The sequence below is a fragment of the Sphaerisporangium rufum genome, assembly GCF_016863395.1.
In the GTDB taxonomy this organism is placed as follows: Bacteria; Actinomycetota; Actinomycetes; order Streptosporangiales; family Streptosporangiaceae; genus Sphaerisporangium; species Sphaerisporangium rufum.
The window spans coordinates 1-24,128 of the sequence record NZ_BOOU01000009.1 but is presented as its reverse complement, the minus strand read 5'-3'; the positions used below and the strand labels follow the sequence as shown (position 1 = coordinate 24,128).

Sequence of the window (24,128 nt, the reverse complement as noted above, 5' to 3'; positions counted from 1 at the left end):
GGTACCTGACACGGCCGGGGCGGGTGATCCCAAAGGAGTAGGACCATGCCCAAGCCTGCCAAGGGCGCGCGTCTCGGCGGCAGCCCGGCCCACGAGCGACTGATCCTGGCGAACCTCGCCACGCAGCTGTTCCAGCACGGCCGCATCCGGACCACCGAGACCAAGGCCAAGCGTCTCCGGCCGCTCGCCGAGCGTCTGATCACCAAGGCCAAGCGGGGCGACATCCACAACCGCCGCCAGGTCCTGACCGTGGTGAAGGACAAGGGCGTCGTGCACCACCTGTTCACCGAGATCGCGCCGACGTTCGCGACGCGTCCCGGTGGCTACACCCGTATCACCAAGCTCGGCCCGCGCAAGGGCGACAACGCTCCGATGGCGATGATCGAGCTGGTGACGGAGCCGCTGAACGCGGTGACGACCACCCGCGCCACATCCGCCCAGCAGCCGGCCGCCAAGCCGGCCGAGGAGGTCGTGGAGCTTCCGGAGAACGACGCCCGCGCCGAGGACGCCCCTGCCGGCGAGACCGCGCAGGACGAGACTCCGCAGGACGCGGCTCCGCAGGACGCGGCGAAGAAGGACGAGGCGAAGAAGGACGACGCCTGATCGAAGCGTCGGCCGAGCGAGTACGGGCCCAGCGCACCGGTATGGTGCGCTGGGCCCGTCGCGTTGGTCGGGGCGCGCCGGAGACGGCATGCTGGAACCGGCATTCTGGACGGGAAGCCGCCCCGGGCAGCCGGGCCTGGCACGAAGGGGAGGGGACGGCATGACCGACCCGATCGAGCCGCCCAGGGCGAGCGGGCCGCCCGGGCCCGCCGGCCCGCTCGAGCCGGATGGGGCAGCCGGGACGGTCGAGCCGATCGAGACCCTCGGGACATCCGAGCCCCCCAGCACGGTCGAGACGCCCGGCATGATCATGGCGGCGGGGAAGGGCGAGCCGGCCGGGACGGTGCGGCTGCGGCTGGACCTGGCCTACGAGGGCACCGAGTTCTCCGGCTGGGCGCGGCAGCCGGGCCGGCGCACGGTGCAGGGCGAGCTGGAAGCGGCACTCGGCCGCGTGCTGCGCCTGCCGGACCCGCCGTCCCTCACCGTGGCCGGCCGCACGGACGCCGGGGTGCACGCCCGCGGCCAGGTGGCCCACCTCGATCTCGTCCCGGACGCGCTGGACGCCCTTGAGCGGCGCGGTGGCCGGGAGCGGGGTCCGATGACCGTCGCGGAGCGTCTGGACGCGCTGACCCGGCGGCTGGCCGGGGTACTGCCCGCGGACATCCGGGTGCACGCGGTCGGCGTGGCACCGGACGGCTTCGACGCCCGGTTCTCCGCGCTGTTCCGCAGGTACGCCTACCGGGTCTGCGACCGGCCGGCCGGGGTCGACCCGCTGCGCCGGCGCGAGGTGCTCTGGCATCCGCGGCCATTGGCCGACGACCGGCTGAACGCGGCGTCCGCCCGGCTGCTGGGCGAGCACGACTTCGCCGCGTTCTGCCGGCGGCGCGACGGCGCGACCACCATCCGGGAGTTGCAGCGCCTGGACTGGGCGCGCGACGGCCAGGGGCTGCTGGTCGCCACCGTCGTCGCCGACGCGTTCTGCCACTCCATGGTGCGTGCCCTGGTCGGATCGCTGCTGGCGGTCGGTGAGGGGCAGCGGCCCGTCGAGTGGCCCGGCGATGTGCTGGTGAAGGGAGTCCGCGACTCGGGGGTGAACGTCGCCCCCGCGCACGGACTCTGCCTGGAGGAGGTCGGCTACCCGCCGCCCGCCGAACTGACCGGCCGGGCCGCGATGACCCGCCGCCTGCGCACGCTGACCTCCGGCTGACCGGGCCGGCGGGGCGCCGGCCCGGTCGGGACCGTCAGCTGGTGATGCGCTTCTCGATCACCTTCGCCGTGTGGTCGCGGAACGCCCCGCTGACCGGTCCGAGGTCCTTCTCCTGGGCGGTCGGGGTGTGCCCGTCGCTGTAGGTGGCGAAGCTGAAGATGATGTAACGCCCCCACACGACGCCGGCCGCATACCCGCCGGAGATGTCCGCGCGCTCCGCCCCGGTGCCCTTCGCCCCGGCCAGTCCGCGGAACCAGACGGTCTTGCCGAGGTTCTTGCGCCGGTCGGCCGCCATCGCCGCCTTCTTGGTCGGGAAGACCGCGATGCCGGTGGTCACGGCGTACCGCTTGTCGCTGTCGACGTACGTCGCGCGCAGCACCCGGTCGCACTTGGCGCTCTTCAGCGCGGCGGCGAAGGCGCCGACGGCCACCTTGTCGCAGCTCCCGGTGATGTCCAGCTTCGCGCGGGTGTAGGTGCGGCCGTCGACGCTGGGGCGCCGCTCGGCGAAGGCCTCCTTGAGCGTGAGCTTCTTGGGGTCGGTGCGCGCGGAGTCCAGCACCGTCGTCGGGACCGGTGTCGGCTCGGCGGTCGCCGTCGCCACCGGCTCGGGGACGGCGACGTCCACCGAGGGCAGCGGTGTCGGCAGGGCCGTCGCCGGCTCATCACCGCCGAGCGCCTTGACGCCGAACCATCCCGCGGTGCCGAGCACCGCCACGGCCACCACCGCACCGACGATCAGCGGCACCTTCCGTCCGGGACCGGGCGCCGGGCGGCCGGCCTCCGGCACGGACGGCGGAGACTGCGGAGACAGTGGGGACGGCGGAGAAGCGGCGCCCGGCGGGACGAACGGCGGCCGCTCGGCCGCCGCCCCCTCCGCCGCCCGCCGGCCGGCCGGTGGTTCGCCGCCGTGGGCCCCGGAGGCGCTGTGCGGCGCCCCGGCGGCCGGTGCCGCCGGTACGCCCGCGGGACGGGTGGCGACCCCGCCCTGTTGAGGGCCGGCGGTCGTGATCTGGCTGGTGGTGCCGCCGGGACCGAGGGCCGCCGCCGGACCGCCGGCGTCCGGGGTCGCCGGCCGGGAGGCGAGGCCGCCCGGGCCACGGCCCGGCGGGCGCGTTCCGGGATCCGCCGCCGGGAGCGGCGGGCCGGGAAGGGCCACCTGCGGCGTGCCGGGACCGGCGGCCGGTGATGGCGCGCCCGGTCCGGCGGCCGGGTCGCTCGCGGTACTCCGCGGGGTGGCCGGCGCGTGCGGGGGACGCCGCCCCGGGCGAGACGGGGCACCGAGCGCGTCGCTGGTCACCGGGGCGGGTGGCAGCGGTGTACCTGGCGGCGGTGCCGCGGTGAGACCGCGGACGCCAGGGCCGCCAGGATCGGCGGCGCGGGGGCCGCCGGGACCGTTGCCGCCGGGGCCGGTGGCAACGGGGCTGCCGGCGTCGCCCACGTTCGGGCCGCCGAGGCCTGGGCCGCTCCAGGTCGGGTTCCCGGCCGGCGACAGCGTCACCGGTGCGGGCGGCAGCGGAGTGCCCGGCGGGGGCGGGGGCGTCTCGGGTGTGGCGGCAGGCGGGCGTACTGCGCGGGATCGGCGGATCCCCGGGATCGTGAGCCGGCGCCCGGTCGGGATCTTGGCCGGTGCCGCGGTCGTGGCCGGCTCCGTCGCCGCCTGGGGCGCCTCTCCGCCTGATGCCGCCTGAGGCCCCTCTCCGCCCGATGCCGGCGATGACTTGGCCGGCCCGGAGGCGGGCGCGCCCGCAGGCGCGCTCGGGCCGTGCGCCCCTGGGACGGGCGGCGTCCCCGGGCCGCCGGGTCCCGGCGGAAGGTACGGATCCGGTGCGGGCCCCCCGGAGAACGGACCCGGCCGATGGTAGGGGAACGTCCCGGGCGGCGAGACGGTCGACCCGGCCGGCCCGGTGCCGCCGGGAGCGGGGCCGGCCGGCGGAGCCGCCGGGAACGCACCCGCCGAGTCCGGCCGCATACCGTCGCCGGTGCCTGACCCGCCCGCCGGGACGGTGCCGAAAGCCGGCGGCGCGTCCGGTCCGTGGCCGGCGGAGAACGGATGCGCCGCACGATGCCCCTGGCCGGGCGGGCCGGGCTGGGGCTGCGGACCTGGCTGGTTCGGGATCGGCTGGTGCGGACCCGGCCGGTGTGGGCCGGGCTGGTTCGGGCCGGGCTGGTTCGGGCCGGGGCCCGGCTCGGGGCCGGGTGCCGGCGGGCGCGGCGCCGGGATGGCCGGGCCGGGCTCGGCCGGCCGGGACGGCGCGGGCACTACGGGCGGACCGCCGGGCTCGGGGAGGGACGGTTCAGGGGCCGGTGGCGGCCCGTACGGATCCCCGGCCGCACCGGGGGCCGCCGTGGCCTGGCCCGCGACCGGCCGGTGGTCCTCGGCCTCAGACGCACCGGTCGTCCCGGGAACGCCGGATGCGCCAGGAACGCCGGGTACGCCGGATGCGCCAGGTACGCCGATCGCGCCGGGTACGCCGTGGGCGCCGGCTGCACCGGCTCCAGTGATGCCGGGCGCGGGGGGCATGGCGGCACCACCGGCCAGGAGGGCGTGCCGTCCGGTCTCGCCGGCGGTGTCCGGGCGGCCGGTGGCGAGGTCGCCCGACGTGCCGGCGTGCCGCCCCGGGTCGGCGGCGAGCGGATCCGGGCCGGCGGGCGGAAGGCCGGACTCTCGGCCTGCGGGGGCGGTGAACCGCAGCCGGCGGGTCGTGTCATCGGCCGCCGGCTCGGCGGCGGGTGCGGTGCCCGGCCGTTCGCCGTCGTCCGGGCCGCTGTGGAGCCGCCGCCGGCCGTCCGGGCTCTCCGGGCCGTCTGGGCCGCCATGGAGTGGCCGGCGGCCGTCCGGGCCGTCCGAGAGCAGGTCGGGAGACCCGCCGGGGCCGGTGGGCGGAGAGCCGGTGTCCGGTCCGCCATGGACGCCGGGACCGGCCGGCCGGTCGCCAGGGGCGGCGGGGGACATCACCGGCCGGGTGGTTTCCGGCCGGTCCGGCGATCCGGCATCGGCCGCCGGGCCGGTCCGGGCAGTGGGTGGGCCGCCCGGTCCGGAGCCCGGCGCCGCGGCGCCGGCCGCACCGTCATGGCGGGCAGGCCCGCCCGCCACCGGGGCCGCCGGCGGCCAGACCGGGATCTCGATATGGGCCTGCGGGTCCAGCACCCGGCGATGACCGCCGGCCGCCAAGCCACCGGCGGTGCCGGGGCCCGCGGCCGTACCGGGAGAGGGGCCGTCCGCGGCGAAGGGGGACGGCGGCGCCGGTGTCGCGGCGTCCTGCGGGCCGGTCCAGGGGGCGTCCTGCACGGTGTACCGCGGGACTCCCCGCGGGACGTCCCGCGGGGTGTCCCATGGGGCGTCCCGCGGGGTGTCCCGCATGAGGGCCGCCGGGTCCGCCGGTCCGCCGGCGGATGCCGGACCCGGGTCGGGCGCCCGCCGGCCGGCGGGCTGATCGACACCGTCCCGCCACCGGTCGTCCGGCCGGTCGGTGTGCTGCGGAGGTGTCCACGGCGCGTCCTGCGGTGTCGCGGGGGACGGGCCGGCGGTGGTGCCCTGGACCGGGCCACCGGGAGGCGGTGGCGGCGCCCACGGCCGGTCCGCCGGCGGCGGGATCGTGGGGGAGGACGGGGCCGCCGCGGGGGTGCCGGGGAAGGGGGGTGGCGCCCACGGGCCGTCCGGTGACGGCGGGATGGGGGGAGAAGAGGGGGCCGCCGCGGCGGTGCCGGGGAAGGGGGGCGGTGCCCACGGGTCGTCCGGCGGCGGGATCGTGGCGGAGGACGGGGCCGCCGCGGGGAACGGTGGCGATGCCCAGCGGCCGTCAGCGGGCGGCACGGTGGGCGGGCCGGCCGGAGCGGACGGTGGGGCCGCCGGCCGAACGCCGGCATTCGGCGACGCGGCCCACGGGCCGTCCGGCGGTGGAGCCGGAGCGGCGGGCGGGGTGCCGGGTGACCGGGGCTCCGCCGGGGCGGCGGGGTCGGCGGAACCTGGTGCCCGCGCCGGTTCCCCGGGGGATGCGGCACCCGTCACGTCCCGCTCGGGCCGTGGCGCGTCGGGACGCACCTGGCCGAAGCTGGGGGGCGGCATCGCCGGAGCCGCCGCGTCTCCGGTCTCGCGATCACGTTCGGACCCGGAATCCTGGCCACGCATACGCGGAAGCGTATCCAGACTCGGAGATCGGCATACCGCTATGGGCGTTCCCGGTCACGAATTCCGGGCTCTTTGCGCTGCTAGATAGCCATTTATGCGGATTTGTCCAACTCAGCTGGTCCGCGCTCCGGTGAGGGCCCGGGTGTCCAGGGCCGAGAAGACCGCCTTCTCGACGATGTCCACCGCCGCGGTGTTGAGGCGCTTGAGCTCGGCCTTGGAGGGCTTGTGGCCGTCCTTGTACTGGAACCAGAGCAGCACCAGGTAGTGCCCCTGCGGCCAGGCGGTGGCGTAGGAGTCGCCGCCGCCGCCGAGGAACTTGGTCACAGAGTCCTTCCCCTGCAACGGGTTGACGTAGTCCTCCAGCTCGCCGCCGCTGCCCGCCTTGGCGGCCTTCTTGGCGGCGTTCGCGGTGCTCAGATTGGCGACGCCGACGGTGCCGATGAGCTTGCCGGTGCCGTCCCGGAAGCTGGCCCGCAGGAACTGCGTGCATCTGCCCGCCGTGAGCGCCTTCTGCAGGCCGGTGCCGTGCACGGCGGTGCCGCACTTCTTGTCCGACCGCCGCACGGTCATCTGGTACGTGCGGGCACCTACGGTGATCTTCTTACGGCCGAACACCTCGTTCAGGGTGAGCGGCTGCGGATCGGTCTTGCGTGAGGCGGCCAGGCCGTACTCGCCCTTGGCGTCGCCGACGGCGGGCGGCGGCGGCGCGACGGAGGGACGCGCGGACGCCGGCGCGGTCGCCGTGGGCACCGGGTCGTCATCCTGGTTCATCACCAGGATCACCGCGACCAGCGCGCCGATCATGGCGATCACCCCGCCGGCCAGATAGAGCGGGCCCCGGGACCGCGGCTCGCCCAGGTACGGCTCGCCGGGCCGCTCGGCCCGGGACCGCGCCGATGCGGTCCGCGCCGCCGCGGGCCCGGGCCCGGCGGCCGCCGGGTGGCCCGCCGGCTGCTCCCGGGACCGGTCCGGCCCGGCCCCGGCGGGCTCGGGGCCGCTGAAGGGGCGGCCGGGCGGCTGCGCGGGCGGGAAGGCGCCGGTGCCCGCCTGGGCGGCCGGCGGGCCGGGCTGGGGCGGCGGCGCGGCCGGTGACCCGCCGGGCGGCCGCGGGGCCTCGAACGGCCGGCCCGGCGTTTCGGGGGCCCGGCCGGTGTCGGGCCACGCCGCCCCGAACCCCGGCCCGGGGCCCGGTGCCGGCGGGTTCGGCCGGCCCGGAGCCGGTGACGCCTCGAACGGGCGGCCGGCGCCACGGGTGTCGTGACCGCCGGACTGCCGGGCCCTGAACGCCTCGAACTCCCGGCCGGTTCCGGTACCGCCCGCGGCCGTATCCGGGTCACCGTGGCCGCCGGCGGCGGGCGCCGTGCCGCCAGGCGGCGTGCCCTCGCCCGGCCCACTGCGCCGGGCGGGCGACCACTGCTGCAGGTCGGGATCGCGCACCGTCGGCCAGAGCCCGGAGTCGCCGCCCTCCTGCCGCGGCTCCTGCCCGGGCTCGCCGGCCGGCGACTGCTCGTACGGGCGTCGTGGCTGGCGTCGTGGCTGTCTGTCCCCGGGGTAACCCATGCGCCGAGACTAGCCCGGCCCCGCGACCGGACAGGTCACGAATAACCGAAGTCCTGCGTCCACCAGATGTCGCCCGCGCCCTCGGCGACCCCGATGCCCATCGCCACGATCTGGCAGTTCAGGATGTTGCGGCGGTGTCCGGGATCGGCCATCCAGCCGTCGACCGCCTCCTGCGCGGTCTGGTAGCCGCGGGCGATGTTCTCCGCGGCGCTGTTGGTGTATCCGGCGCGGGCCATCCGGTCCCAGGGGGACCGGCCGCCGGGGGCGGTGTGGCCGAAGTAACCGCGCCTGGCCATGTCGGCGCTGTGCGCCCGGGCCGAGGCGGTGAGCCGGGTGTCCACCCGCAGTGGCGCGCACCCCTGGCGGGCGCGCACCCGGTTGGTCAGACGGGCGGCCGCGGCCTCCAGCGATCGCGTGGCGGCACTGCCGGCCGGCGCTTGCTGCTCGCCGCGCCCGCCCTGCTCGCCACCACCGGCGGCGCCGACGCTGGTGCCGGGGGCCACCGACGAGCCGGAGCCGTCGATGGCCGAGGGCGGCCGCGAGGCCCGGCCGGGCGCGGTGCCGCGCGGGCGGGCCTCGCCGGTGACCCGGATCTCCGGGTGCGCCACATGGCCGAGCGGTGGGCGGCGGCGCGGGCCCGTGCCGGGCTCGGCGCCGGCGGTGGGCTCGGCGGTGGGCTCGGCGGCGGCGAGGATCCGGGAGGGACCGGTGGAGGGCGTGGCCCGGCTGAGGTGCACCTGGTCGACCCCGGCGCCGGAGCGGTGGGCGAGCATCGCGGCGACCAGCGCGGCCGTCGCGAGGCATGCCAGCAGACCCACGTGCATCCGCCGATCGGGACGCCGCATGGTGAGCAGAGAGTGAAAGGACCGCCACATGCCGGTCCCCAATATAGAGAGGTCGGCTCACGTTAAAGAAGGGGTCGGCGGGACCGGATCCGGGGTTCGCCGCCGCCGGGCGGCGGGAGCACCGGTGTCGCGTTTTGACCGGCGCCGATGGCGCGGGTAGTCTGCTGAGTTGTTGTGTGCGGATCGGTCCGTCGAGACCGAGCGCGGCGCGTCCGGCGTCATCTCCCTGCTCGCGGAGACGGAAGCTCTGGGCTGTCGTGCGCCCGCTCACCATCCTTCGTAGCCGCCATCCGACAGAAGGCTTCCACCGTGCGCACGTTCACCCCTAAGGCCACCGACGTACAGCGTCAGTGGTACGTCATCGACGCCACCGACGTCGTGCTGGGTCGGCTGGCCGCCCAGGTCGCGACGCTGCTCCGCGGTAAGCACAAGCCGATCTTCGCGCCGCACGTCGACACCGGTGACTTCGTCATCATCATCAACGCCGACAAGGTGGCGCTGACCGGTAACAAGCTCGCGCAGAAGCGGGCGTACCGCCACTCCGGTTACCCGGGCGGCCTGCGCTCCCTCACCTATGGCGAGCTGATGGAGAAGCACCCGGAGCGGGCCCTGGAGAAGGCCGTCAAGGGCATGCTCCCCAAGAACTCCCTCGGCCGGAGGATGGCCAAGAAGCTCAAGGTCTACGCCGGCGCCGAGCACCCGCACCAGGCGCAGCAGCCGGTCCAGTTCGAGATCACCCAGGTCGCCCAGTAGCCGCACCGTCCGCCGCCGGCTGACGCAAGATCAAAGTTAGAGGAGAACCGTGGCCGAGCCCACCGGTGTCGAGACGCCCTACGAGGGCGGGCTGGACATTGCGGACAGCACCTCCGCTGAGGAGTTCCCGTCCGAGTACACCAGCGAGTCCGCTCCGAGCAGTGACGTCGCCGCGCGCAAGCCCATCACCACGGGCAACTCGTACGGCACGGGCCGCCGCAAGGAGGCGATCGCGCGCGTGCGCATCGTTCCGGGCTCCGGCAAGTGGACCATCAATGGTCGCTCGCTGGACAACTACTTCCCGAACAAGGTCCACCAGCAGATCGTCAACGAGCCCTTCGTGACGCTCGGCGCCGAGGACCAGTTCGACGTGCACGCCCGCATCGACGGCGGCGGCGTGACCGGCCAGGCCGGCGCGCTGCGCATGGGCCTGTCCCGCGCGCTCACCGCGCTGGACACCGAGGTCAACCGCCCGCCGCTGAAGAAGGCCGGCTTCCTGACCCGGGACGCGCGGGAGAAGGAGCGGAAGAAGTACGGCCTCAAGAAGGCCCGTAAGGCTCCCCAGTACAGCAAGCGTTGACGGCCCGCCTCTTCGGCACCGACGGGGTACGTGGGGTCGCGGGACGCGACCTCACGGCCGAGCTCGCCATGGACCTCTCGGTCGCGGCGGCCCACGTCCTCGGCGATGCCGGTGCCTTCGAGTCGAGTGTCGGGCGGCGGGGCCGCCCGGTGGCCGTCGTGGGCCGGGACCCGCGCGCCTCGGGGGAGTTCCTGGAGGCCGCCGTGGTCGCCGGTCTGGCGTCGTCGGGGGTGGACGTGCTGCGCCTCGGGGTGCTGCCCACCCCGGCGGTCGCCTACCTCACCTCGGCCCTCGGCGCCGATCTCGGCGTCATGCTGTCGGCGTCGCACAACCCGGCGCCGGACAACGGCCTGAAGTTCCTGGCGCGCGGCGGGTTCAAGCTGCCCGACGCGACCGAGAACGAGATCGAGCGGCGGCTCGGCGAGAAGTGGACGCGGCCGGTGGGCCCGGCCGTGGGCCGGGTCCGGGACGCGTTCGGGGAGGCCGACCGGTACGTCTCGCACGTGCTGACGTCGGTGTCCGGCCGGTTGGACGGGTTGCGGCTGGTCGTCGACTGCGCGCACGGCGCGGCCCATGTGGTCGCTCCAGAGGCGCTGCGGCGGGCCGGCGCGGTCGTCGAGACGATCGGCGCGGCACCGGACGGGCTGAACATCAACGACGGGGTCGGCTCCACCCATCTCGGCGCGCTGCGCGAGGCCGTGCTGGCGAGCGGCGCGGACGCCGGGATCGCCTACGACGGTGACGCCGACCGGTGCCTGGCGGTGACCGGGTCCGGCGAGGTGGTGGACGGCGACCAGATCATGCTGGTCCTGGCGCTGGCCATGCACGAGGCCGGCACCCTGGCCAAGGACACCGTGGTCGCCACGATCATGTCCAACCTGGGCTTCAAGATCGCGTTGCGGAAGGCCGGGCTCGGCATGGTCGAGACCGCGGTCGGCGACCGCTACGTGCTGGAGGCCATGCGGGCCGGCGGCTACAACCTGGGCGGCGAGCAGTCCGGGCACGTGCTGATGCTGGACCACGCGACCACCGGCGACGGGCTGCTCACCTCGCTGCACCTGCTGGCCGAGGTGGCGCGTTCCGGGCGGTCGCTGGACGAGCTGGCCGGGGCGATGACCCGCCTGCCGCAGGTGCTGGTCAACGTCCGGGACGTCTCCAAGGCCAAGGCGGCCTCGTCGGCCGAACTGGCCGACGCGGTGGCCGACGCGGAGAAGGCCCTCGGCGATACCGGCCGGGTGGTCATCCGGCCGAGCGGCACCGAGCCGATGGTCCGGGTGATGGTCGAGGCCGAGACGCAGGACGAGGCCGAGCAGGTGGCGAACCGGCTGGCCGAGGTGGTCCGCACCAGCTGCGGCTGAACTCGCGCCTGAACACACCGGCGGCGGGGTCCCCTTTCGGGGGCCCCGCCGCCGTCGTTCCGCCGCCGTCCTGCCACCGGTGGACGTGATCAGGTCCGGTGGCCGCCCGGCGCGGGCGCGGGTCAGCCGTGCGCGCGCAGCGCGGCGGCGAACCATTCGAACGCCGGCACCAGGGCCGGGGCAGGGGAGTCGCCGGCCAGCACGGTGAACAGCGTCCAGTAGCGCTCCACCCGGCGGTCGCTGAACAGCTCCACCTGATCGGCCAGCCGGGCGCGGTCGCCCGGCGGCAGGCCGGCGGGCAGGATCCGCCCGAGCACCTCCTCGGCCGCCGCCGAGCCCGGCGCCACCCCGCCGGCCAGCGCCTGGCCGGCGTGGGTGATGACGGCCTGCCCGTCGTAGGCCGGCGGTTCCTCGGTGGACGCCGCGCCGGCCAGCGCCATCTCGCGGACCCGAGCCCGGAAGGCGGGGTCGCCGACCAGCCCGGCCAGCTCCCGCCAGGCCGCCGCCCGCCCGGGGTTCTCCGCGTCGAAGTCCGGCAGCCGGCGCATCCGCTCGCCGATGCCGGCGCCGGGCGTGCCGGGATCGACGCCCGCGAACGTCTCGTCGACGAACTCGTCGATCAGCCGCTGCCGGGCGGCCCGCGTCGCGGTCTCTTCCATGTCTTCGATCTCCTCGGTTCGCCGGAAGGTGCCCGGGCCGGCCGTGGCCAGGGCTCAGGTCCAACCTCCACCCTCCAGCAGGGGGAGACTCAAGCCGGTTTTATGTCGATCACGCGGCGGGTGCCGCGAGGAACTCGTCCAGCCGGTCGTTCTCCGCGCGCCGGTCGGCGTCCCTGATCATCATGTCCATCATGAACCGGGTGTTGAGCATCCGGTTGCGCGCCCACAGGCCTCGCCGGGTCCGCGGGGCGAGGAACCGGCCGGCCGTCCTGCTTCCCTGCTGGCAGCGCCGGGCGAAGTCGCGGATCCGCTCCTCGTACCGGGCGAAGGCCACCCGATGGTCGGCCTCGGCGGCCAGCTCGGCGGCCAGGACGCAGGCGCCCACCATGGCGGCGCCGGTGCCCATCCCGCTGAGCGAGGCGCCGTGCGCGGCGTCGCCGGCCAGCGCCACCCGCCCGGCGGACCAGCGCGGCACGTCGACCCGGCTGATGGTGTCGAAGTACAGGTCGTCGGCCCGCCACAGCGCGTCGATCAGCTCGGCGGTGTGCCAGCCCGCACCGGCGAACCGGTCGGCGATGATGCGTTTCTGCGCCGCCGTGTCGTGCCGGTCGTGAACCGGCGGCCCCTGGGTGGCGAACACCGCCATCGCGTCGGCCCGGCCCGGGTCCCGGTGGTCGGCGGCCACCCCGATCAGCCGGCCTGGGGTGTTGTACTGCAGCCGGGTACGGCCGGCGCCGAGATGGTTGGGCATGCTCCAGCCGGCGACGTGGTACCCGAAGTGGGTGACGTAGTCGCTCTCCGGGCCGAACGCGAGCCGGCGGACGGTGGAATGCAGGCCGTCGGCCCCGATGACCAGGTCGAACGTCCGCAGAGCGCCGCTGCGGAAGGTCACCTCGACGCCGCCAGGGGTCTCGGTGAGCGAGGTGATCGTGTCGCCGAAGACGTACTCGGTGGTGGGGGCGCTGTGCCGGTACAGGACGCGGGCCAGGTCGGCGCGCAGCACCTCCACGGCGCCGCCGGCGAATTCGCCGGGCATGGCCGCGACCTCGCGGCCGCCGGCGTCGACGAAGCTGTACGGGCTGCCGCCGGTCTGTACCTCGCGCAGCTCGTCCAGGATGCCGAGCCGCGCCAGCATCGGCAGGTGCGCCGCGCGGAAGTCGACCGCGTAGCCGCCGTCGCGCAGCCGGGGCGCGATCTCGACCACGGTGGGGGCGAAGCCGTGCCGGCCCAGCCAGCAGGCCAGCGCGGGCCCGGCGATGCTCGCTCCGGAGATGAGAACGGTCTTGCCTGCCATGGCTTCCTCTTCCGTGTACTCAGCAAACTGTTTGCCGTATAAGCAATTGGTTTATGTTATACACAGTTCTATGGACCAGGGCAACACCGGTGACGGCGATCTGTTCGGCGAGGAGGCGCGGAGCGTCGAGCTGCTGTGGGGGGAACGGGCCGGGCCGAGCCGGGGTCCCAAGCCCGGGCTCACCCTGGCCGCCATCACCGCGGCCGCGATCGAGATCGCCGACACCGAAGGGCCGGCCGCGCTGTCCATGCAGCGGGTGGCGAAGACCTTCGGTTTCACCACCATGGCGCTGTACCGCTACGTGCCCGGCAAGCGGGAGCTGGTCGCCCTCATGGTCGACACGGCGATCGGCCCGCCGCCCGACCTCGCGGCGGTGCCCGGCGGCTGGCGGCCCCGGCTGGCCGAGTGGGCCATGCGGTTCTGGGCCGCGCTGGTCCGGCATCCGTGGGCCACCCGGTCGACCGCGGGGCATCGGGCGCTCGGGCCCAACGAACTCGGCTGGATGGACGCGGGGCTGCGCGCCCTGGAGGGCACCGGGCTGACCGGCGCCGAACGGCTGGACACCCTCGCGCTGGTCACCAGCTACGTGCGGGGCATGGCCCAGCAGACCGTCACGGTGGCCGGCGGGCCGGCCGGTACCGACGAGCACGCGATGGCCAAGATGATCGCCGGGCTGGTCCACCGGTACGGCGACCGTCACCCGGCGGTCACCGCCGCGCTGGCCGAGGCGGCCGCGGTGCCCGAAGCGCAGGAAACCGGCCTGCGGTACGGGCTGGACCGCATCCTGGACGGCCTGGCCCGGCTGATCGACTCCCGCAGGCACCCCGAGCGGTCCTGACCGCCCGCACCCGCCGGGCCCGCCGTCCTCTAGGGTGAACCTTCGTGCTCCCCCGGTACCGGATCCCGCTGATCGCCGCCGTCTCCCTGGTCGCGGGCGGGTTCGCCACCTGGGCGGCCTGCGCCACCGGCACCGGCGGGCTGTTCTTCCGCTCGCCGCTCTATCCCTGGCTGTTCGCCGCGGTCCTGCTCGGCGGCGTGGGGCTCGGCGCCACCGTGGCGGTCCGCACGGCCGTCGCCGTGCTGGTGCCGTTCTGCGCCCCCCAGCTGCTGGCGGCCGCCTGGGGCGGGCTCACCGCCGGGGCGGCGGAACGGCGGCTGTGGACCCTCGGCCTGCTGCCCGCCACCGTGCTGATGCTCTTCTCCGTCGGCTGCGTCGCCACCGGCGTCTGCGTCCGCCTCATGTTCCGCCGCTGACGGCAACTCCGGAAACCCCCGGACGCCGCCGGTCACTCCTCGCCGGTGAGGGAGAGGGAGCGCAGGCGGTGGCCGGCCCACAGCACCGAGCCGATGGTCACCACCAGGATGGCCGGGACGGCGAAGCCCATGGCGACCGAGGACTTCAGGAAGCCCGAGGTGGAGATCTGGTCGGCGAAGGTCTGCGCCCACTGCTGGATCGACAGATCCCGCGCGCCGGGTACGAACCGGCCCACCAGGTTCTCCCACACCACCGCGTAGATGATGCCGACCGTCACCGCGTGCCGGGTGAGCACTCCCAGCAGCAGGAACACCGCCGCGTAGGCGACCCCGCCGGCGAGCGCGCCGACGCCGAACCCGGCGGCGACCCCCGCCTCGTCCCGCAGCAGCAGGTAGCCGGCGGCGAAGGTCGGCAGCGCGGCGAAGACCGCCAGCATGGACGCGGCGACCACGAATTTCGTCACCGCGATCACCGGCCGGGAGATCGGCTTGGACAGCAGGTGGATGATGGTGCCGTCGTCGATCTCCGGCGCGATCGTGCCGGTACCGGCGATCAACCCGAGCAGCGGCAGCATGGTGCCGATCGCGTAGACCTGCATGAGCGTGACGGCGGCCTTCTCGTCCGCGCTGCCGACCCAGCGCAGCACCAGGGCCAGCGCGATCAGCAGCAGCGGCAGCAGCACCATCAGCAGCACCCGGCGGCGGCCGAGCACGGCCCGGTAGGTGATGCCGGCGACGACGGCGTTCAACGGGAGCTCCCGGAGATCAGATAGGAGAAGACGCTTTCCAGGTCCTCGTCGGCCGGGGAGACCTGCCACACCGACACCCCGGCGTCCCGGGCGACCCGGGGCAGCAGCCAGGTGAACCGGCGGAAGTCCAGCGCCTGGACCTCCAGCCCGCCCTCGGCCAGCGACACCGCCCCGGACGAGGCGTCGGCGATCAGCGCGGCGGCCAGCCGCCGGTCGTCGCTGGACCGCACCCGGAACAGGTGCGGCCGGTCGGTCATCCGGCGGCGGATCTCCCGGAAGTCGCCGGAGGCGGCGTGCCGGCCGGCCACCAGCACCTCGATGTGCTGGGCGACCCGCTCCACCTCCTCCAGGATGTGCGAGCTGAACAGGATGGTGCGGCCCGCCGCGCCGAGCTCGCGCACCAGGTCCATCAGGTGGAGGCGCTGGCGCGGGTCCATGCCGTTGAACGGCTCGTCCAGCAGCAGCACCCGCGGGTCGTGCACCAGCGCGGCGGCGACCTTCACCCGCTGGCGCATGCCCTTGGAGTAGGTCTCGATCCGCCGGTCCTTGGCGGCCTCCATCTCCACCAGGGCCAGGGCCTTGGCGGCGGCGTCCTCCGGTTCGGGCAACCGGTGCAGCCGGGCGCTGCTCAGCACGAACTGCCGGCCGGTGAGGAAGCCGTACACGCCCTCCCGCTCGGGCACCAGCCCGATCGACCGGTAGATGTCGTGGTTGCGCCAGATCGGCCGGCCGTCGAGCGTGGCGGTCCCGGTGGACGGCGCGAGGAACCCGGCCATCACGTGCAGCAGGGTGGACTTGCCGGCGCCGTTCGGGCCGAGCAGGCCGGTGACGCCGGGGCCGACGTTCATCGAGACGTCGTTGACCGCGACGACGTTGCCGTACCAGCGGGAGACCTGGCGCAGTTCGATGTTCATGAGGCGGCCGCCTTGCGGTAGCGGAACAGGAGCGCGGTGACGGCCAGGATGATCAGCACCAGCGCGGCGAGCAGCGCGACCGGCCCGCCGATGCCGGGCGGGTAGCCGTCGCCGCTGGCCGACGGGGTGTCGAACAGCCAGTTCTGTACCGCGTCCACCAGGAAGAACGGGTTGATCAGCCACGCCCACAGCGCGGCGGTGTGCCGGCCGACCGACTCCAGCACGCCGACCAGCACCCCGGAGATCGCCGAGGACAGCAGGTACACCGCGATCACCGCCGCCACGCCGAGCCCGCGGCGCGGGGTGAAGGAGGCGATCGCCACGCCGATCGAGCCCAGCAGCAGCGCGTACAGCACCGAGGTGGCCAGCGCGGCCAGGTAGTGCGACGTCTGCGGCGGCCCGGGCAGGTCGACCAGCAGCTCGCCGACGAACATCGTGGTCAGCGGGACCGCGAGCAGCAGCAGGATCGCGGCGGCCATCGCGGCGAGCTTGGCGATCACGTAGTCGGCGGTGGAGTTGGGCCGGGACAGGTACAGCGGCAGCACCCGGAAGCGGAGGTCCGGCGCCACCAGCCCGGGCGACTGGGCGGCCAGGAACACCGCGAGCACCGCCTGCATGATCCCCGCGTAGGCCGGATAGGCGATCCCGCGCTGCTTGAGGATCGCCATCATGGCGATCGACACCGCCGCGGGCAACATCATGATCCCGGCCAGCAGGAACGGCATGATCTTCGCGCGGGCCGGGCGGCCCAGGCCGAAGACGCCGCGCAGGCTGTGGCCGGTGAGCGCGGCCAGCGCGTGGCCGCGGCCCAGCCGGCGGCCCTGGTAGTGGCGGTAGCCGATGTCGTGGATGACGCCGGTGGGCGCCGCCGCCGGGGCGGGCGGAGCGGGCGGTGGCTCAGACACTGGAGACCTCCTCGCGGAAGACGTCCTCGATGCGGTGCCGGCCCTGCTCCAGGCGCACCAGGCGAAGGTCGAGGTCGCACACCGCGTCGCGGACGGCGTCGTAGGTGGCGGGGGAGCTCACCGCGACGGTGAGCAGGCGGCCGTGCGCGGTGACCTGCTGGCCGAGCTCGGCGAGGCGGCCGGCCAGGGCGTCCTGCCCCTCCTCGACCTCCACGGTGACCGACTGGGTCCGCTGGGTGAACTCGCCGATCGAGGACGAGCGCAGCAGCCGGCCGCCGTCGATGACGATGACGTGGTCGCAGACCCGCTCCAGCTCGCCGAGCAGGTGGGAGGTGACGATCACGCTGATGCCGAACTCGGTGCCCACCCGGCGGATCAGCGCCAGCATCTCGTCGCGGCCCTGCGGGTCGAGGCCGTTGGTGGGCTCGTCGAGGAAGACCAGCTTCGGGTCGTGCACCAGGGCCTGGGCCAGCTTGACCCGCTGGCGCATGCCGGTGGAGTAGCCGCCGATCGGCCGGTAGCGCTCCTCGTACAGGCCGACGTGGCGCAGGGTGTCGGCGGCGCGCTCGCGGGCGGCGGCCCGCGGCAGGCCGGACATGCGGGCCATGTGCACCACGAACTCGGTGGCGGAGACGTCCGGCGGCAGGCACTCGTGCTCGGGCATGTAGCCGACGGCCCGCCGGATGTCCAGCGCCTGGGCGGCGGGATCGAGACCGAGCACGGTGGCCCGGCCCTCGGTCGGCGGCGTCAGCCCGAGCAGCAGCTTGATCAGCGTGGACTTCCCCGCGCCGTTCGCGCCGACCAGGCCGGTCACGCCCGGCTCCGCCGAGACGGTGAGGCGGTCCAGCGCCGTCACGCGCGGGAAGCGCTTGGTCAGGCCCTCGGTGGCGAGGATGGTCATGCCCGGACCCTAGTCGACCCGGCGGCGGGGTGGACTCCTTCACACGGACGAACCGTGCCTCCTTCCTGGGGTGGGGGCGGCGACGCGCAGCCCGTGGCGCGCCCAGAAGAACCGCTGGAGGAACAGTACGAGCGTGCCGGAGATCACCATGCCGGCGATGTTGATCCCGAGCTGGCCCACCGAGCCGATCACGTCGCCCCACTGGCCGAGCGCGATCGCCAGCGCGGCGTAGCCGGCGGCCGGGACCGTGGTGACCGAGATGAAGACGCCGACCAGCGCCGAGGACTTGCCCGCGGTGACCGACAGCACGCCGGCCGCCCCGGCGAGCAGGGCCACGATGAACGACCACCGGTCGGGCTTGACGATGAAGTCGACCTCGTCGTGCCTGGCCAGACTGGGGATCCAGTCGAGCCAGTGGGCGGCGAGGGCGGACAGCGTGGTGATCGCGATGGCGACCCCGAACCCGATGGCCAGCGCCCGCAGCGCGGAGCCGATCATTTCCCGATCGCCGCGCAGCAGCCCGAAGGAGACCGCGGCGACCGCGCCGAACTCCGGGCCCAGCACCATCGCGCCGACGATCAGGATGAGCGAGGGGAGCAGCACGCCGATCGCCGCCAGGTGCGTGGCGATGGTGAGGAAGGCGAGGAACGCCCAGGTGATGCGGCAGTCGCCGGACACCTGGCGCGACAGGTCCTCCCAGACGACCGCGTCGTCGGGGGCGCCGGGCACCGCCGCCTCGGCCTCGTCGGCGACCCGGGACACCGAAAGGTCGACGTGCTCGATCGCGATCGACCCCTCCTGCTCCAGGCCCAGGTCCTTGAGGCAGTCGATGACCCCGTTGGCCGCCTCGCGGGCGACGTCGAAGAGCACCAGGTCGCCCGCCGGCCGCCGGGCGGCGCCGGCCATCACGACGAGGTTGGTCACGCCTTCGTTACCGGTGAGCAGCTCGACCACGGCGGACGTGCGGTCGGCCGGTGTGATCACGCGCAGGTGCAGCACGGGCAAAGCCTAGTGAGCCCGGACGCGCGCGGACCCGCGGGGATCACGCCCGGCGCAGGCGCACCCGGCGGACGGCGTGATCGGGACCCTTCTGGAGCACCAGGCTCGCCCGGCCGCGGGTCGGGGCGATGTTGTCCACCAGGTTGCGCTCGTTGACGTCCCGCCACACGTTGCGCGCGAAGGCGGTCGCCTCCTCCTCCGACAGGTCGGCGATGTAGGAGAAGTAGGACTTGGGGTCGGCGAAGGCGGTCCGGCGCAGCTTGTGGAAACGCTCGACGTACCAGGCGCGGATGTCCTCCACCCGCGCGTCGACGTAGATGGAGAAGTCGAAGTAGTCGTTGACCGCCAGCGCCGCCGGCGGAGCCGGCTGCAGCACGTTCAGCCCTTCGACGATGAGGATGTCCGGCCGGCGCACGGTCTGCACGGCGCCCGGCACGATGTCGTACTCCAGGTGGCTGTAGACCGGCGCCCGCACCTCCTCGGCCCCGGCCTTGACCGCGGCGACGAACCGGACCAGCGCCCGGCGGTCGTAGCTCTCCGGGAAGCCCTTGCGGTGCGGGATGCCGCGGTCCTCCAGCACCTTGTTGGGGTAGAGGAACGAGTCGGTGGTGATCAGCCCTACCCGGGGGTGCTCGGGCCACTGGGCCAGCAGAGTGTGCAGCAGCCGGGCGGTGGTCGACTTGCCGACCGCGACGCTGCCGGCGATCCCGAGGATGTACGGCGGGGGCTCGCGGTCGTCGCCGAGGAAGGTGTTGACCGCCGCGCTGCGCTGCCGGGCCCCGGTGAAGTGCAGGTTGAGCAGCCGGGTCAGCGGCAGGTAGATGTCGGTGACCTCGGCCAGGTCGATCGGGTCCTGCACGCCGCGCAGCTCTTCCAGCTCCCGCGCCGTCAGGGTCAGAGGCGTGTTCTGGCGCAGGTCGCGCCACTGCTCGCGGCCGAGCTCGACGTACGGATTCGGTGCCTCCATGTGCGACGACTCTACTGATGCCCCCGGCCGAGCCCGCGGCGGGGCGGGGATGCGACACCATGGAGTCGTGATCGTGGGCATCGGAGTCGACATCGTGGACATCGCCCGGCTGGCGGCGGCGCTGGAGCGCACTCCCACGCTGCTGCGGCGGCTGTTCACCGAGGGCGAGCGCGGGCTGCCGGCCGCCTCGCTGGCCGCCCGGTTCGCCGCCAAGGAGGCGGTGGCCAAGGCCCTCGGCGCCCCGCCCGGGCTCGGCCACCAGGAGGCGGAGATCGTCACGGCCGAGCACGGCCGGCCGACGCTCCGGGTCACCGGCCGGGTCGCCGAGGTGGCCGCGGGGCTCGGCGTGCGCACCTGGCATGTTTCGCTCAGCCACGACGGCGGGTTCGCCGTCGCGTACGTGATCGCCGAGGGGTGACGGCGGGTGGCCTTCTCGCGGGTGATCGCGGCGGGCTAGATTCGGCAGGGTGCTGAACGCGTACACGTCCGACGAGATCAGGGCGGCCGAGCGGAAGCTGATGGCCCGGCTGCCCGAGGGCACGCTGATGGGGCGGGCCGCCGCCGGCCTGGCCGTGGCGTGCGCGCGGGCCCTGCCCCGGGTGTACGGCGCCCGCGTCCTGCTCCTGGTGGGGGCCGGGGACAACGGCGGCGACACGTTGTACGCGGGGGCGCTGCTCGCCCGCCGGGGCGCCCGGGTGGACGCCGTGCTCGCCGCGCCGCGGGCGCACGCCGGTGGCCTCGCCGCGCTGCGGCGCGCGGGCGGCCGGGCCGCGGGCCTGCCGGACGGGCCCCCGGACGCCGATCCGCGGCTCACCGGGCTGGTCCGCCGGGCCGACCTCATCATGGACGGGCTGGTCGGCATCGGCGGGTCCGGCGCGCTCCGCGAGCCGTACGCCGCGCTGGCCAGGCTGGCGGGCGGGGCGCCGGGGGTGGTGGTCGCGGTCGACGTGCCGAGCGGGGTGGACGCCTCCACCGGCGAGATCGCCGGCGAGGCGGTGCGCGCGCATCTCACCGTGACCTTCGGCGCGGTGAAGGCCGGCCTGCTGGTCGACCCGGGCGCGTCCCGGGCCGGCACCCTGCTGCCGGTGGACATCGGGCTCGGACCCGACCTGCCCGAGCCGGGCGTCGTCGCCCTCACCGGCGCCGAGGTGGCCGGCCTGCTGCCCCGGCCCGGCGCCGAGTCCGACAAGTACCGCAGGGGCGTGGTCGGCGTCGTGGCGGGCAGCGACCGGTTCACCGGCGCGGCGGTGCTGGCGGTCGGTGGCGCGGTGCGGGCCGGCGCCGGGCTGGTCCGCTTCGCCGGCGCCGCCGACCCGGTCCGCCAGGTGCGGGCCCGCTGGCCGGAGGCGGTCACCAAGATCATCGCTCCGGAGGAGGGGGTGGCCGAGGTGGGCCGGGTGCAGGCCTGGGTGCTCGGCCCCGGCATGGGCACCGGCGACGGCGCGCTGGAACTGGCCAGGGCGGTGCTGGCCACCGACGTCCCGGTGCTGGTCGACGCGGACGGGCTCACCGTGACCGCCCGGGAGCCCGGACTGCTGCGGCGCCGCGCGCCCACCCTGATCACCCCGCACGCCGGTGAGCTCGGGCGCCTGCTGGACGTCCCGGCCGGCGACGTCGAGGCGCGCCGGCTGCACCACGCGCGCCGGGCGGCCGCCGAGTTCGGCGTGACGGTACTGCTCAAAGGGTCGACCACGGTGGTCGCCGAGGAGGGCGGGCCGGTGCGGGTCAACCGCACGGGTACCCCGTGGCTGGCCACCGGCGGTACCGGTGACGTGCTCGCCGGCATCGCCGGGGCCTACCTGGCGGCCGGGCTGGCGTGCGCCGACGCGGCGGCGTGCGCCGCCCACGTCCACGGGCTGGCCGGCCGGGCCGCCGCCACCGGCCCGGAGGGCGGGGAGGCGCCCATCGCCGCCATGGACGTGGCCGAGCGGCTGCCCGCCGCGGTGCGCGCCCTCACCTCCGGCTCCTGACCGCTCCCGGTCGCCGCCTTTACCCGCCCTTCATCCGGTGCCGGGTTGACGGCGCCTTGGCCGGGAAGAGGTCCGCGCGTCCCTCACCTGCTGCGAAACTGGAAGGGTGAGTCTCCCCATTCACGGTTCCGTCGTCACCCCGGCCGAGGCCCGGGTGGACCTGGCGGCGATCAGGCACAACATCGAGGTGATCGCCGGGCATGCCCCCGGCGCCGAGGTGATGGCGGTGGTCAAGGCGGACGGCTACGGGCACGGCATGGTGCCGTGCGCCCGGGCCGCGCTCGCCGGCGGCGCCACCCGCCTGGGCACCGCCTACGTCCAGGAGGCCCTGGACCTGCGCGCCGCGGGCATCACCGCGCCGGTGCTGGCGTGGATCATCACGCCCGGCGAGCCGCTCGACGACGCGGTGGCCGCGGCCGTCGACCTCTCGGCGGGTACCGGGTGGCTGCTGGACGAGATCGCCGCGGCGGCGCGGCGGGCCGAGTTGCCGGCCCGCGTCCACCTCAAGGTCGACACCGGGGTCACCCGGGGCGGCGCCACCCTGGCCGAGTGGCCGGCGCTGGTCGACCGCGCGCTCGCCCTGCAGGCCGCCGGGCTGATCCAGCTGGCGGGGCTGTGGTCGCACTTCGCGTGCGCCGACATCCCCGGGCACCCGTCCATCGCCCGGCAGATCGCGGTGTTCGAGGAGGCGCTGGCGGTGGCCGAGAAGGCGGGCGCGTCCGGGCCGGGCATCGTCCGGCACATGGCCAACTCGGCGGCCACCCTCACCGTGCCGGACGCGCGTTATGACATGGTCCGTCCAGGCATCGCGATCTACGGTCTCACGCCCGTGCCGGCGCTCGGTGACTTCGGGCTCCGCCCGGCGATGACGCTGGCCGCCCGCGCCGCGCTGGTGAAGCGGGTGCCGGCCGGTACCGGAGTGTCCTACGGACATCTTTACGTCACCGAGCGGGAGACCACGCTGGCCCTGGTCCCCCTCGGATACGCCGACGGCGTGCGGCGGGCCGCGACCAACCGGGCCGAGGTGCTCGCCGCCGGCCGGCGGCGCCGGGTGGCCGGCCGGGTCTGCATGGACCAGTTCATGATCGATGTCGCCGACGACGCCATCCGGGAGGGGGACGAGATCATCCTGTTCGGCCCGGGCACGGCCGGTGAGCCGACCGCCCAGGAATGGGCGGATTCCCTGGAGACGATCAGCTATGAGATCGTGACCGGGATCGGATCGCGCGTCCCGCGCGTTCACCGGTAAAGCCCCTGGAAGGAGGAGGTCGCCATGCCCGCACGGCGCAGGGTCGGGATAGCGGGAGCGGTCGTCGGCGCCACCTCGGCGAGCGTCGCCGCCGCCGCGCTGGCCAAGCGATACGCCGTCGGGCGCATCCGGCTGCGTCCCGACACGGCGGCGAGCGAGCCGTTCGGCGAGCTGCGCGGGCGCGCCACGACGGTGCGCACCTCCGACGGCGTGGAGCTGCATGCCGAGGTCGACGGGCCGGAGGACGCCCCGCTGACCGTCGTGTTCTGCCACGGTTACACCCTGAACCTCGACTCCTGGCACTACCAGCGCCGCCACCTGCGCGACTCCTGCCGGCTGGTCTTCTGGGACCAGCGCTGCCACGGCCGCTCCACCCGCACCCCCGCGGAGGACTGCACCATCGACCGGCTCGGCGCCGACCTGGCGGACGTGATCGAGGCGCTGGTGCCCGGCCCGTGCGTGCTGATCGGCCACTCCATGGGCGGCATGACCGTCATGGCGCTGGCCGAGAGCCACCCGGAACTGTTCGGCGACAAGATCCGCGGGGTGGCGCTGATCTCCACGTCGGCCGGTCGGCTGGCGGAGGTCACCCTGGGCCTGCCCGCGCTGATCTCCAAGGCCGTGCACTGGGCGGCCACCCCCACCGTGTCCTTGCTCGGCCGCCGCGCCGCCCTGGTGGACCGGGGCCGGCAGGCCGGCAGCGACGTCGCGTTCCTGATGCTGCGCTATCTCGGCTTCGGGGACGCCACCGCGGTCAGTCCGACCGTGGTCGACTTCGCCGAGTCGATGATCCGCTCCACGCCCACCGACGTGATCGCCGACTTCTACCCGGCGCTGATGTCGCATGACAAGCTGGCCGCGCTGGACGTGCTGGACCGGGTGCCGACCGAGATCATCGTCGGGGACAAGGACTGGCTGACGCCGCCGGACCACAGCAGGTCCATCAACGCCGGCCTGCCCTCGGCCCGGCTGACCGAGGTCAAGGGCGCCTCCCACCTGGTGCTGCTCGAGCGGCCCGCCGAGGTGAACGAGGCGATCGGGGAACTGCTCAAACGGGTGCAGGACACCGGGGCGGCCGGCGCCGCCGAGGGCATCGAAAATCTGGAAGAGACCACCGGGCCGCCCGGCGGCGCGGCCGTGGCCGAGGAGAGCGGATGAGGCGCGCGAGCACCACCGAGGACATGCGATCGCTGGGCGAGGAGATCGCCCGCCGGCTCGGGCCGGGTGACCTG

General features: G+C 75.1%; 22 protein-coding genes. 11 read left to right on the top strand and 11 right to left on the bottom strand.

Annotated features, from left to right (window positions below; translation table 11 throughout):
* Positions 1–45: 45 nt before the first annotated feature.
* Together rplQ and truA are read left to right on the top strand one after the other, a co-directional pair.
* Entirely contained in the window at positions 46–603 is a 558-nt protein-coding gene (gene rplQ, locus Sru01_RS03130; RefSeq protein WP_203982302.1) for a 50S ribosomal protein L17, read from the top strand.
* Between the two features lie 310 nt (positions 604–913).
* Complete coding sequence (gene truA / locus Sru01_RS03125; protein WP_239136843.1) at positions 914–1,810, top strand: tRNA pseudouridine(38-40) synthase TruA; 897 nt, start codon at positions 914–916, stop codon at positions 1,808–1,810.
* Positions 1,811–1,844: 34 nt separating this feature from the next.
* Here the strand turns inward: truA and Sru01_RS03120 are convergent, their stop codons facing one another.
* The 3 genes from Sru01_RS03120 to Sru01_RS03110 all read right to left on the bottom strand — a co-directional run bounded on the left by Sru01_RS03120 (position 1,845) and on the right by Sru01_RS03110 (position 8,323).
* The gene (locus Sru01_RS03120) at positions 1,845–2,555 is read right to left on the bottom strand and encodes a hypothetical protein (RefSeq protein ID WP_203982301.1); all 711 of its coding nucleotides are present in this window, start codon (positions 2,553–2,555) and stop codon (positions 1,845–1,847) included.
* A 3,495-nt stretch (positions 2,556–6,050) separates the two neighbouring features.
* Complete coding sequence (locus Sru01_RS03115; RefSeq protein ID WP_203982300.1) at positions 6,051–7,499, bottom strand: hypothetical protein; 1,449 nt, start codon at positions 7,497–7,499, stop codon at positions 6,051–6,053.
* A 35-nt stretch (positions 7,500–7,534) separates the two neighbouring features.
* The gene (locus Sru01_RS03110; RefSeq protein WP_203982299.1) at positions 7,535–8,323 is read right to left on the bottom strand and encodes a CAP domain-containing protein; all 789 of its coding nucleotides are present in this window, start codon (positions 8,321–8,323) and stop codon (positions 7,535–7,537) included.
* A 330-nt stretch (positions 8,324–8,653) separates the two neighbouring features.
* Here Sru01_RS03110 and rplM point away from each other — a divergent pair, with 330 nt between their 5' ends.
* Genes rplM through glmM form a run of 3 tightly spaced genes read left to right on the top strand, consistent with a single transcriptional unit; the run spans position 8,654 to position 11,035 of the window.
* Positions 8,654–9,097, top strand: a complete 444-nt coding sequence (gene rplM / locus Sru01_RS03105; RefSeq protein WP_203982298.1) for a 50S ribosomal protein L13 — start codon at positions 8,654–8,656, stop codon at positions 9,095–9,097.
* 49 nt (positions 9,098–9,146) lie between these two features.
* Positions 9,147–9,677, top strand: coding sequence for a 30S ribosomal protein S9 (gene rpsI / locus Sru01_RS03100; protein ID WP_203982297.1), 531 nt, complete (start codon positions 9,147–9,149; stop codon positions 9,675–9,677).
* Positions 9,674–11,035: a phosphoglucosamine mutase gene (glmM, locus tag Sru01_RS03095; RefSeq protein WP_203982296.1), complete on the top strand. Its 1,362-nt coding sequence runs from the start codon at positions 9,674–9,676 to the stop codon at positions 11,033–11,035. Before rpsI ends, glmM begins: the two co-directional genes overlap by 4 nt.
* Positions 11,036–11,157: 122 nt before the next feature.
* On the opposite strand, the gene Sru01_RS03090 is transcribed toward glmM, so the two are convergent.
* The gene (locus tag Sru01_RS03090) at positions 11,158–11,694 is read right to left on the bottom strand and encodes a hypothetical protein (RefSeq protein WP_203982295.1); all 537 of its coding nucleotides are present in this window, start codon (positions 11,692–11,694) and stop codon (positions 11,158–11,160) included.
* A gap of 109 nt (positions 11,695–11,803) precedes the next feature.
* Positions 11,804–12,988: an FAD-dependent monooxygenase gene (locus Sru01_RS03085; protein ID WP_203982294.1), complete on the bottom strand. Its 1,185-nt coding sequence runs from the start codon at positions 12,986–12,988 to the stop codon at positions 11,804–11,806.
* Positions 12,989–13,058: 70 nt separating this feature from the next.
* Here Sru01_RS03085 and Sru01_RS03080 point away from each other — a divergent pair, with 70 nt between their 5' ends.
* Together Sru01_RS03080 and Sru01_RS03075 are read left to right on the top strand one after the other, a co-directional pair.
* A complete protein-coding gene (locus Sru01_RS03080) occupies positions 13,059–13,826 on the top strand; it encodes a TetR/AcrR family transcriptional regulator C-terminal domain-containing protein (RefSeq protein WP_239136839.1) in 768 nt (255 codons plus the stop codon).
* A gap of 44 nt (positions 13,827–13,870) precedes the next feature.
* On the top strand, positions 13,871–14,242 hold the full coding sequence (locus tag Sru01_RS03075; protein ID WP_203982293.1) for a hypothetical protein: 372 nt from the start codon (positions 13,871–13,873) through the stop codon (positions 14,240–14,242).
* A 32-nt stretch (positions 14,243–14,274) separates the two neighbouring features.
* On the opposite strand, the gene Sru01_RS03070 is transcribed toward Sru01_RS03075, so the two are convergent.
* The 6 genes from Sru01_RS03070 to coaA are packed head-to-tail and all read right to left on the bottom strand — an operon-like array spanning position 14,275 to position 19,677.
* Positions 14,275–14,991 (bottom strand): ABC transporter permease, encoded by a 717-nt coding sequence (locus Sru01_RS03070; protein ID WP_203982292.1) that lies wholly within the window; start codon positions 14,989–14,991, stop codon positions 14,275–14,277.
* A complete protein-coding gene (locus Sru01_RS03065) occupies positions 14,988–15,905 on the bottom strand; it encodes an ABC transporter ATP-binding protein (protein WP_203982291.1) in 918 nt (305 codons plus the stop codon). The genes Sru01_RS03070 and Sru01_RS03065 overlap by 4 nt, the downstream gene beginning before the upstream one ends.
* Entirely contained in the window at positions 15,902–16,810 is a 909-nt protein-coding gene (locus Sru01_RS03060; RefSeq protein WP_203982290.1) for an ABC transporter permease subunit, read from the bottom strand. The genes Sru01_RS03065 and Sru01_RS03060 overlap by 4 nt, the downstream gene beginning before the upstream one ends.
* The gene (locus Sru01_RS03055; RefSeq protein WP_203982289.1) at positions 16,803–17,711 is read right to left on the bottom strand and encodes an ABC transporter ATP-binding protein; all 909 of its coding nucleotides are present in this window, start codon (positions 17,709–17,711) and stop codon (positions 16,803–16,805) included. Before Sru01_RS03055 ends, Sru01_RS03060 begins: the two co-directional genes overlap by 8 nt.
* Positions 17,712–17,750: 39 nt before the next feature.
* Positions 17,751–18,710 carry a DUF389 domain-containing protein gene (locus Sru01_RS03050; RefSeq protein WP_203982288.1) on the bottom strand — a complete coding sequence of 320 codons (960 nt, stop codon included), beginning with the start codon at positions 18,708–18,710 and terminating at the stop codon, positions 17,751–17,753.
* Positions 18,711–18,753: 43 nt separating this feature from the next.
* Positions 18,754–19,677, bottom strand: coding sequence for a type I pantothenate kinase (gene coaA, locus Sru01_RS03045; RefSeq protein WP_203982287.1), 924 nt, complete (start codon positions 19,675–19,677; stop codon positions 18,754–18,756).
* Between the two features lie 67 nt (positions 19,678–19,744).
* Between coaA and Sru01_RS03040 the strand changes: the two genes are divergently transcribed.
* From Sru01_RS03040 to Sru01_RS03025, 4 genes are all read left to right on the top strand, one after another.
* Positions 19,745–20,095, top strand: a complete 351-nt coding sequence (locus Sru01_RS03040; RefSeq protein ID WP_203982286.1) for a holo-ACP synthase — start codon at positions 19,745–19,747, stop codon at positions 20,093–20,095.
* A 49-nt stretch (positions 20,096–20,144) separates the two neighbouring features.
* Positions 20,145–21,647 (top strand): NAD(P)H-hydrate dehydratase, encoded by a 1,503-nt coding sequence (locus tag Sru01_RS03035; protein ID WP_203982285.1) that lies wholly within the window; start codon positions 20,145–20,147, stop codon positions 21,645–21,647.
* A 106-nt stretch (positions 21,648–21,753) separates the two neighbouring features.
* On the top strand, positions 21,754–22,896 hold the full coding sequence (gene alr / locus Sru01_RS03030) for an alanine racemase (protein WP_239136837.1): 1,143 nt from the start codon (positions 21,754–21,756) through the stop codon (positions 22,894–22,896).
* A 24-nt stretch (positions 22,897–22,920) separates the two neighbouring features.
* The gene (locus Sru01_RS03025) at positions 22,921–24,054 is read left to right on the top strand and encodes an alpha/beta fold hydrolase (RefSeq protein ID WP_203982284.1); all 1,134 of its coding nucleotides are present in this window, start codon (positions 22,921–22,923) and stop codon (positions 24,052–24,054) included.
* Positions 24,055–24,128 lie beyond the last annotated feature (74 nt).

Coding starts and splice junctions, on each gene's coding strand:
- rplQ (WP_203982302.1), top strand. CDS start 46: ATGCCCAAGCCTGCCAAGGGCGCGCGTCTCGGCGGCAGCCCGGCCCAC.
- truA (WP_239136843.1), top strand. CDS start 914: ATGGCGGCGGGGAAGGGCGAGCCGGCCGGGACGGTGCGGCTGCGGCTG.
- Sru01_RS03115 (WP_203982300.1), bottom strand. CDS start 7,499: ATGGGTTACCCCGGGGACAGACAGCCACGACGCCAGCCACGACGCCCG.
- Sru01_RS03110 (WP_203982299.1), bottom strand. CDS start 8,323: ATGCACGTGGGTCTGCTGGCATGCCTCGCGACGGCCGCGCTGGTCGCC.
- Sru01_RS03090 (WP_203982295.1), bottom strand. CDS start 11,694: ATGGAAGAGACCGCGACGCGGGCCGCCCGGCAGCGGCTGATCGACGAG.
- Sru01_RS03085 (WP_203982294.1), bottom strand. CDS start 12,988: ATGGCAGGCAAGACCGTTCTCATCTCCGGAGCGAGCATCGCCGGGCCC.
- Sru01_RS03080 (WP_239136839.1), top strand. CDS start 13,059: ATGGACCAGGGCAACACCGGTGACGGCGATCTGTTCGGCGAGGAGGCG.
- Sru01_RS03065 (WP_203982291.1), bottom strand. CDS start 15,905: ATGAACATCGAACTGCGCCAGGTCTCCCGCTGGTACGGCAACGTCGTC.
- Sru01_RS03055 (WP_203982289.1), bottom strand. CDS start 17,711: ATGACCATCCTCGCCACCGAGGGCCTGACCAAGCGCTTCCCGCGCGTG.
- coaA (WP_203982287.1), bottom strand. CDS start 19,677: ATGGAGGCACCGAATCCGTACGTCGAGCTCGGCCGCGAGCAGTGGCGC.
- Sru01_RS03025 (WP_203982284.1), top strand. CDS start 22,921: ATGCCCGCACGGCGCAGGGTCGGGATAGCGGGAGCGGTCGTCGGCGCC.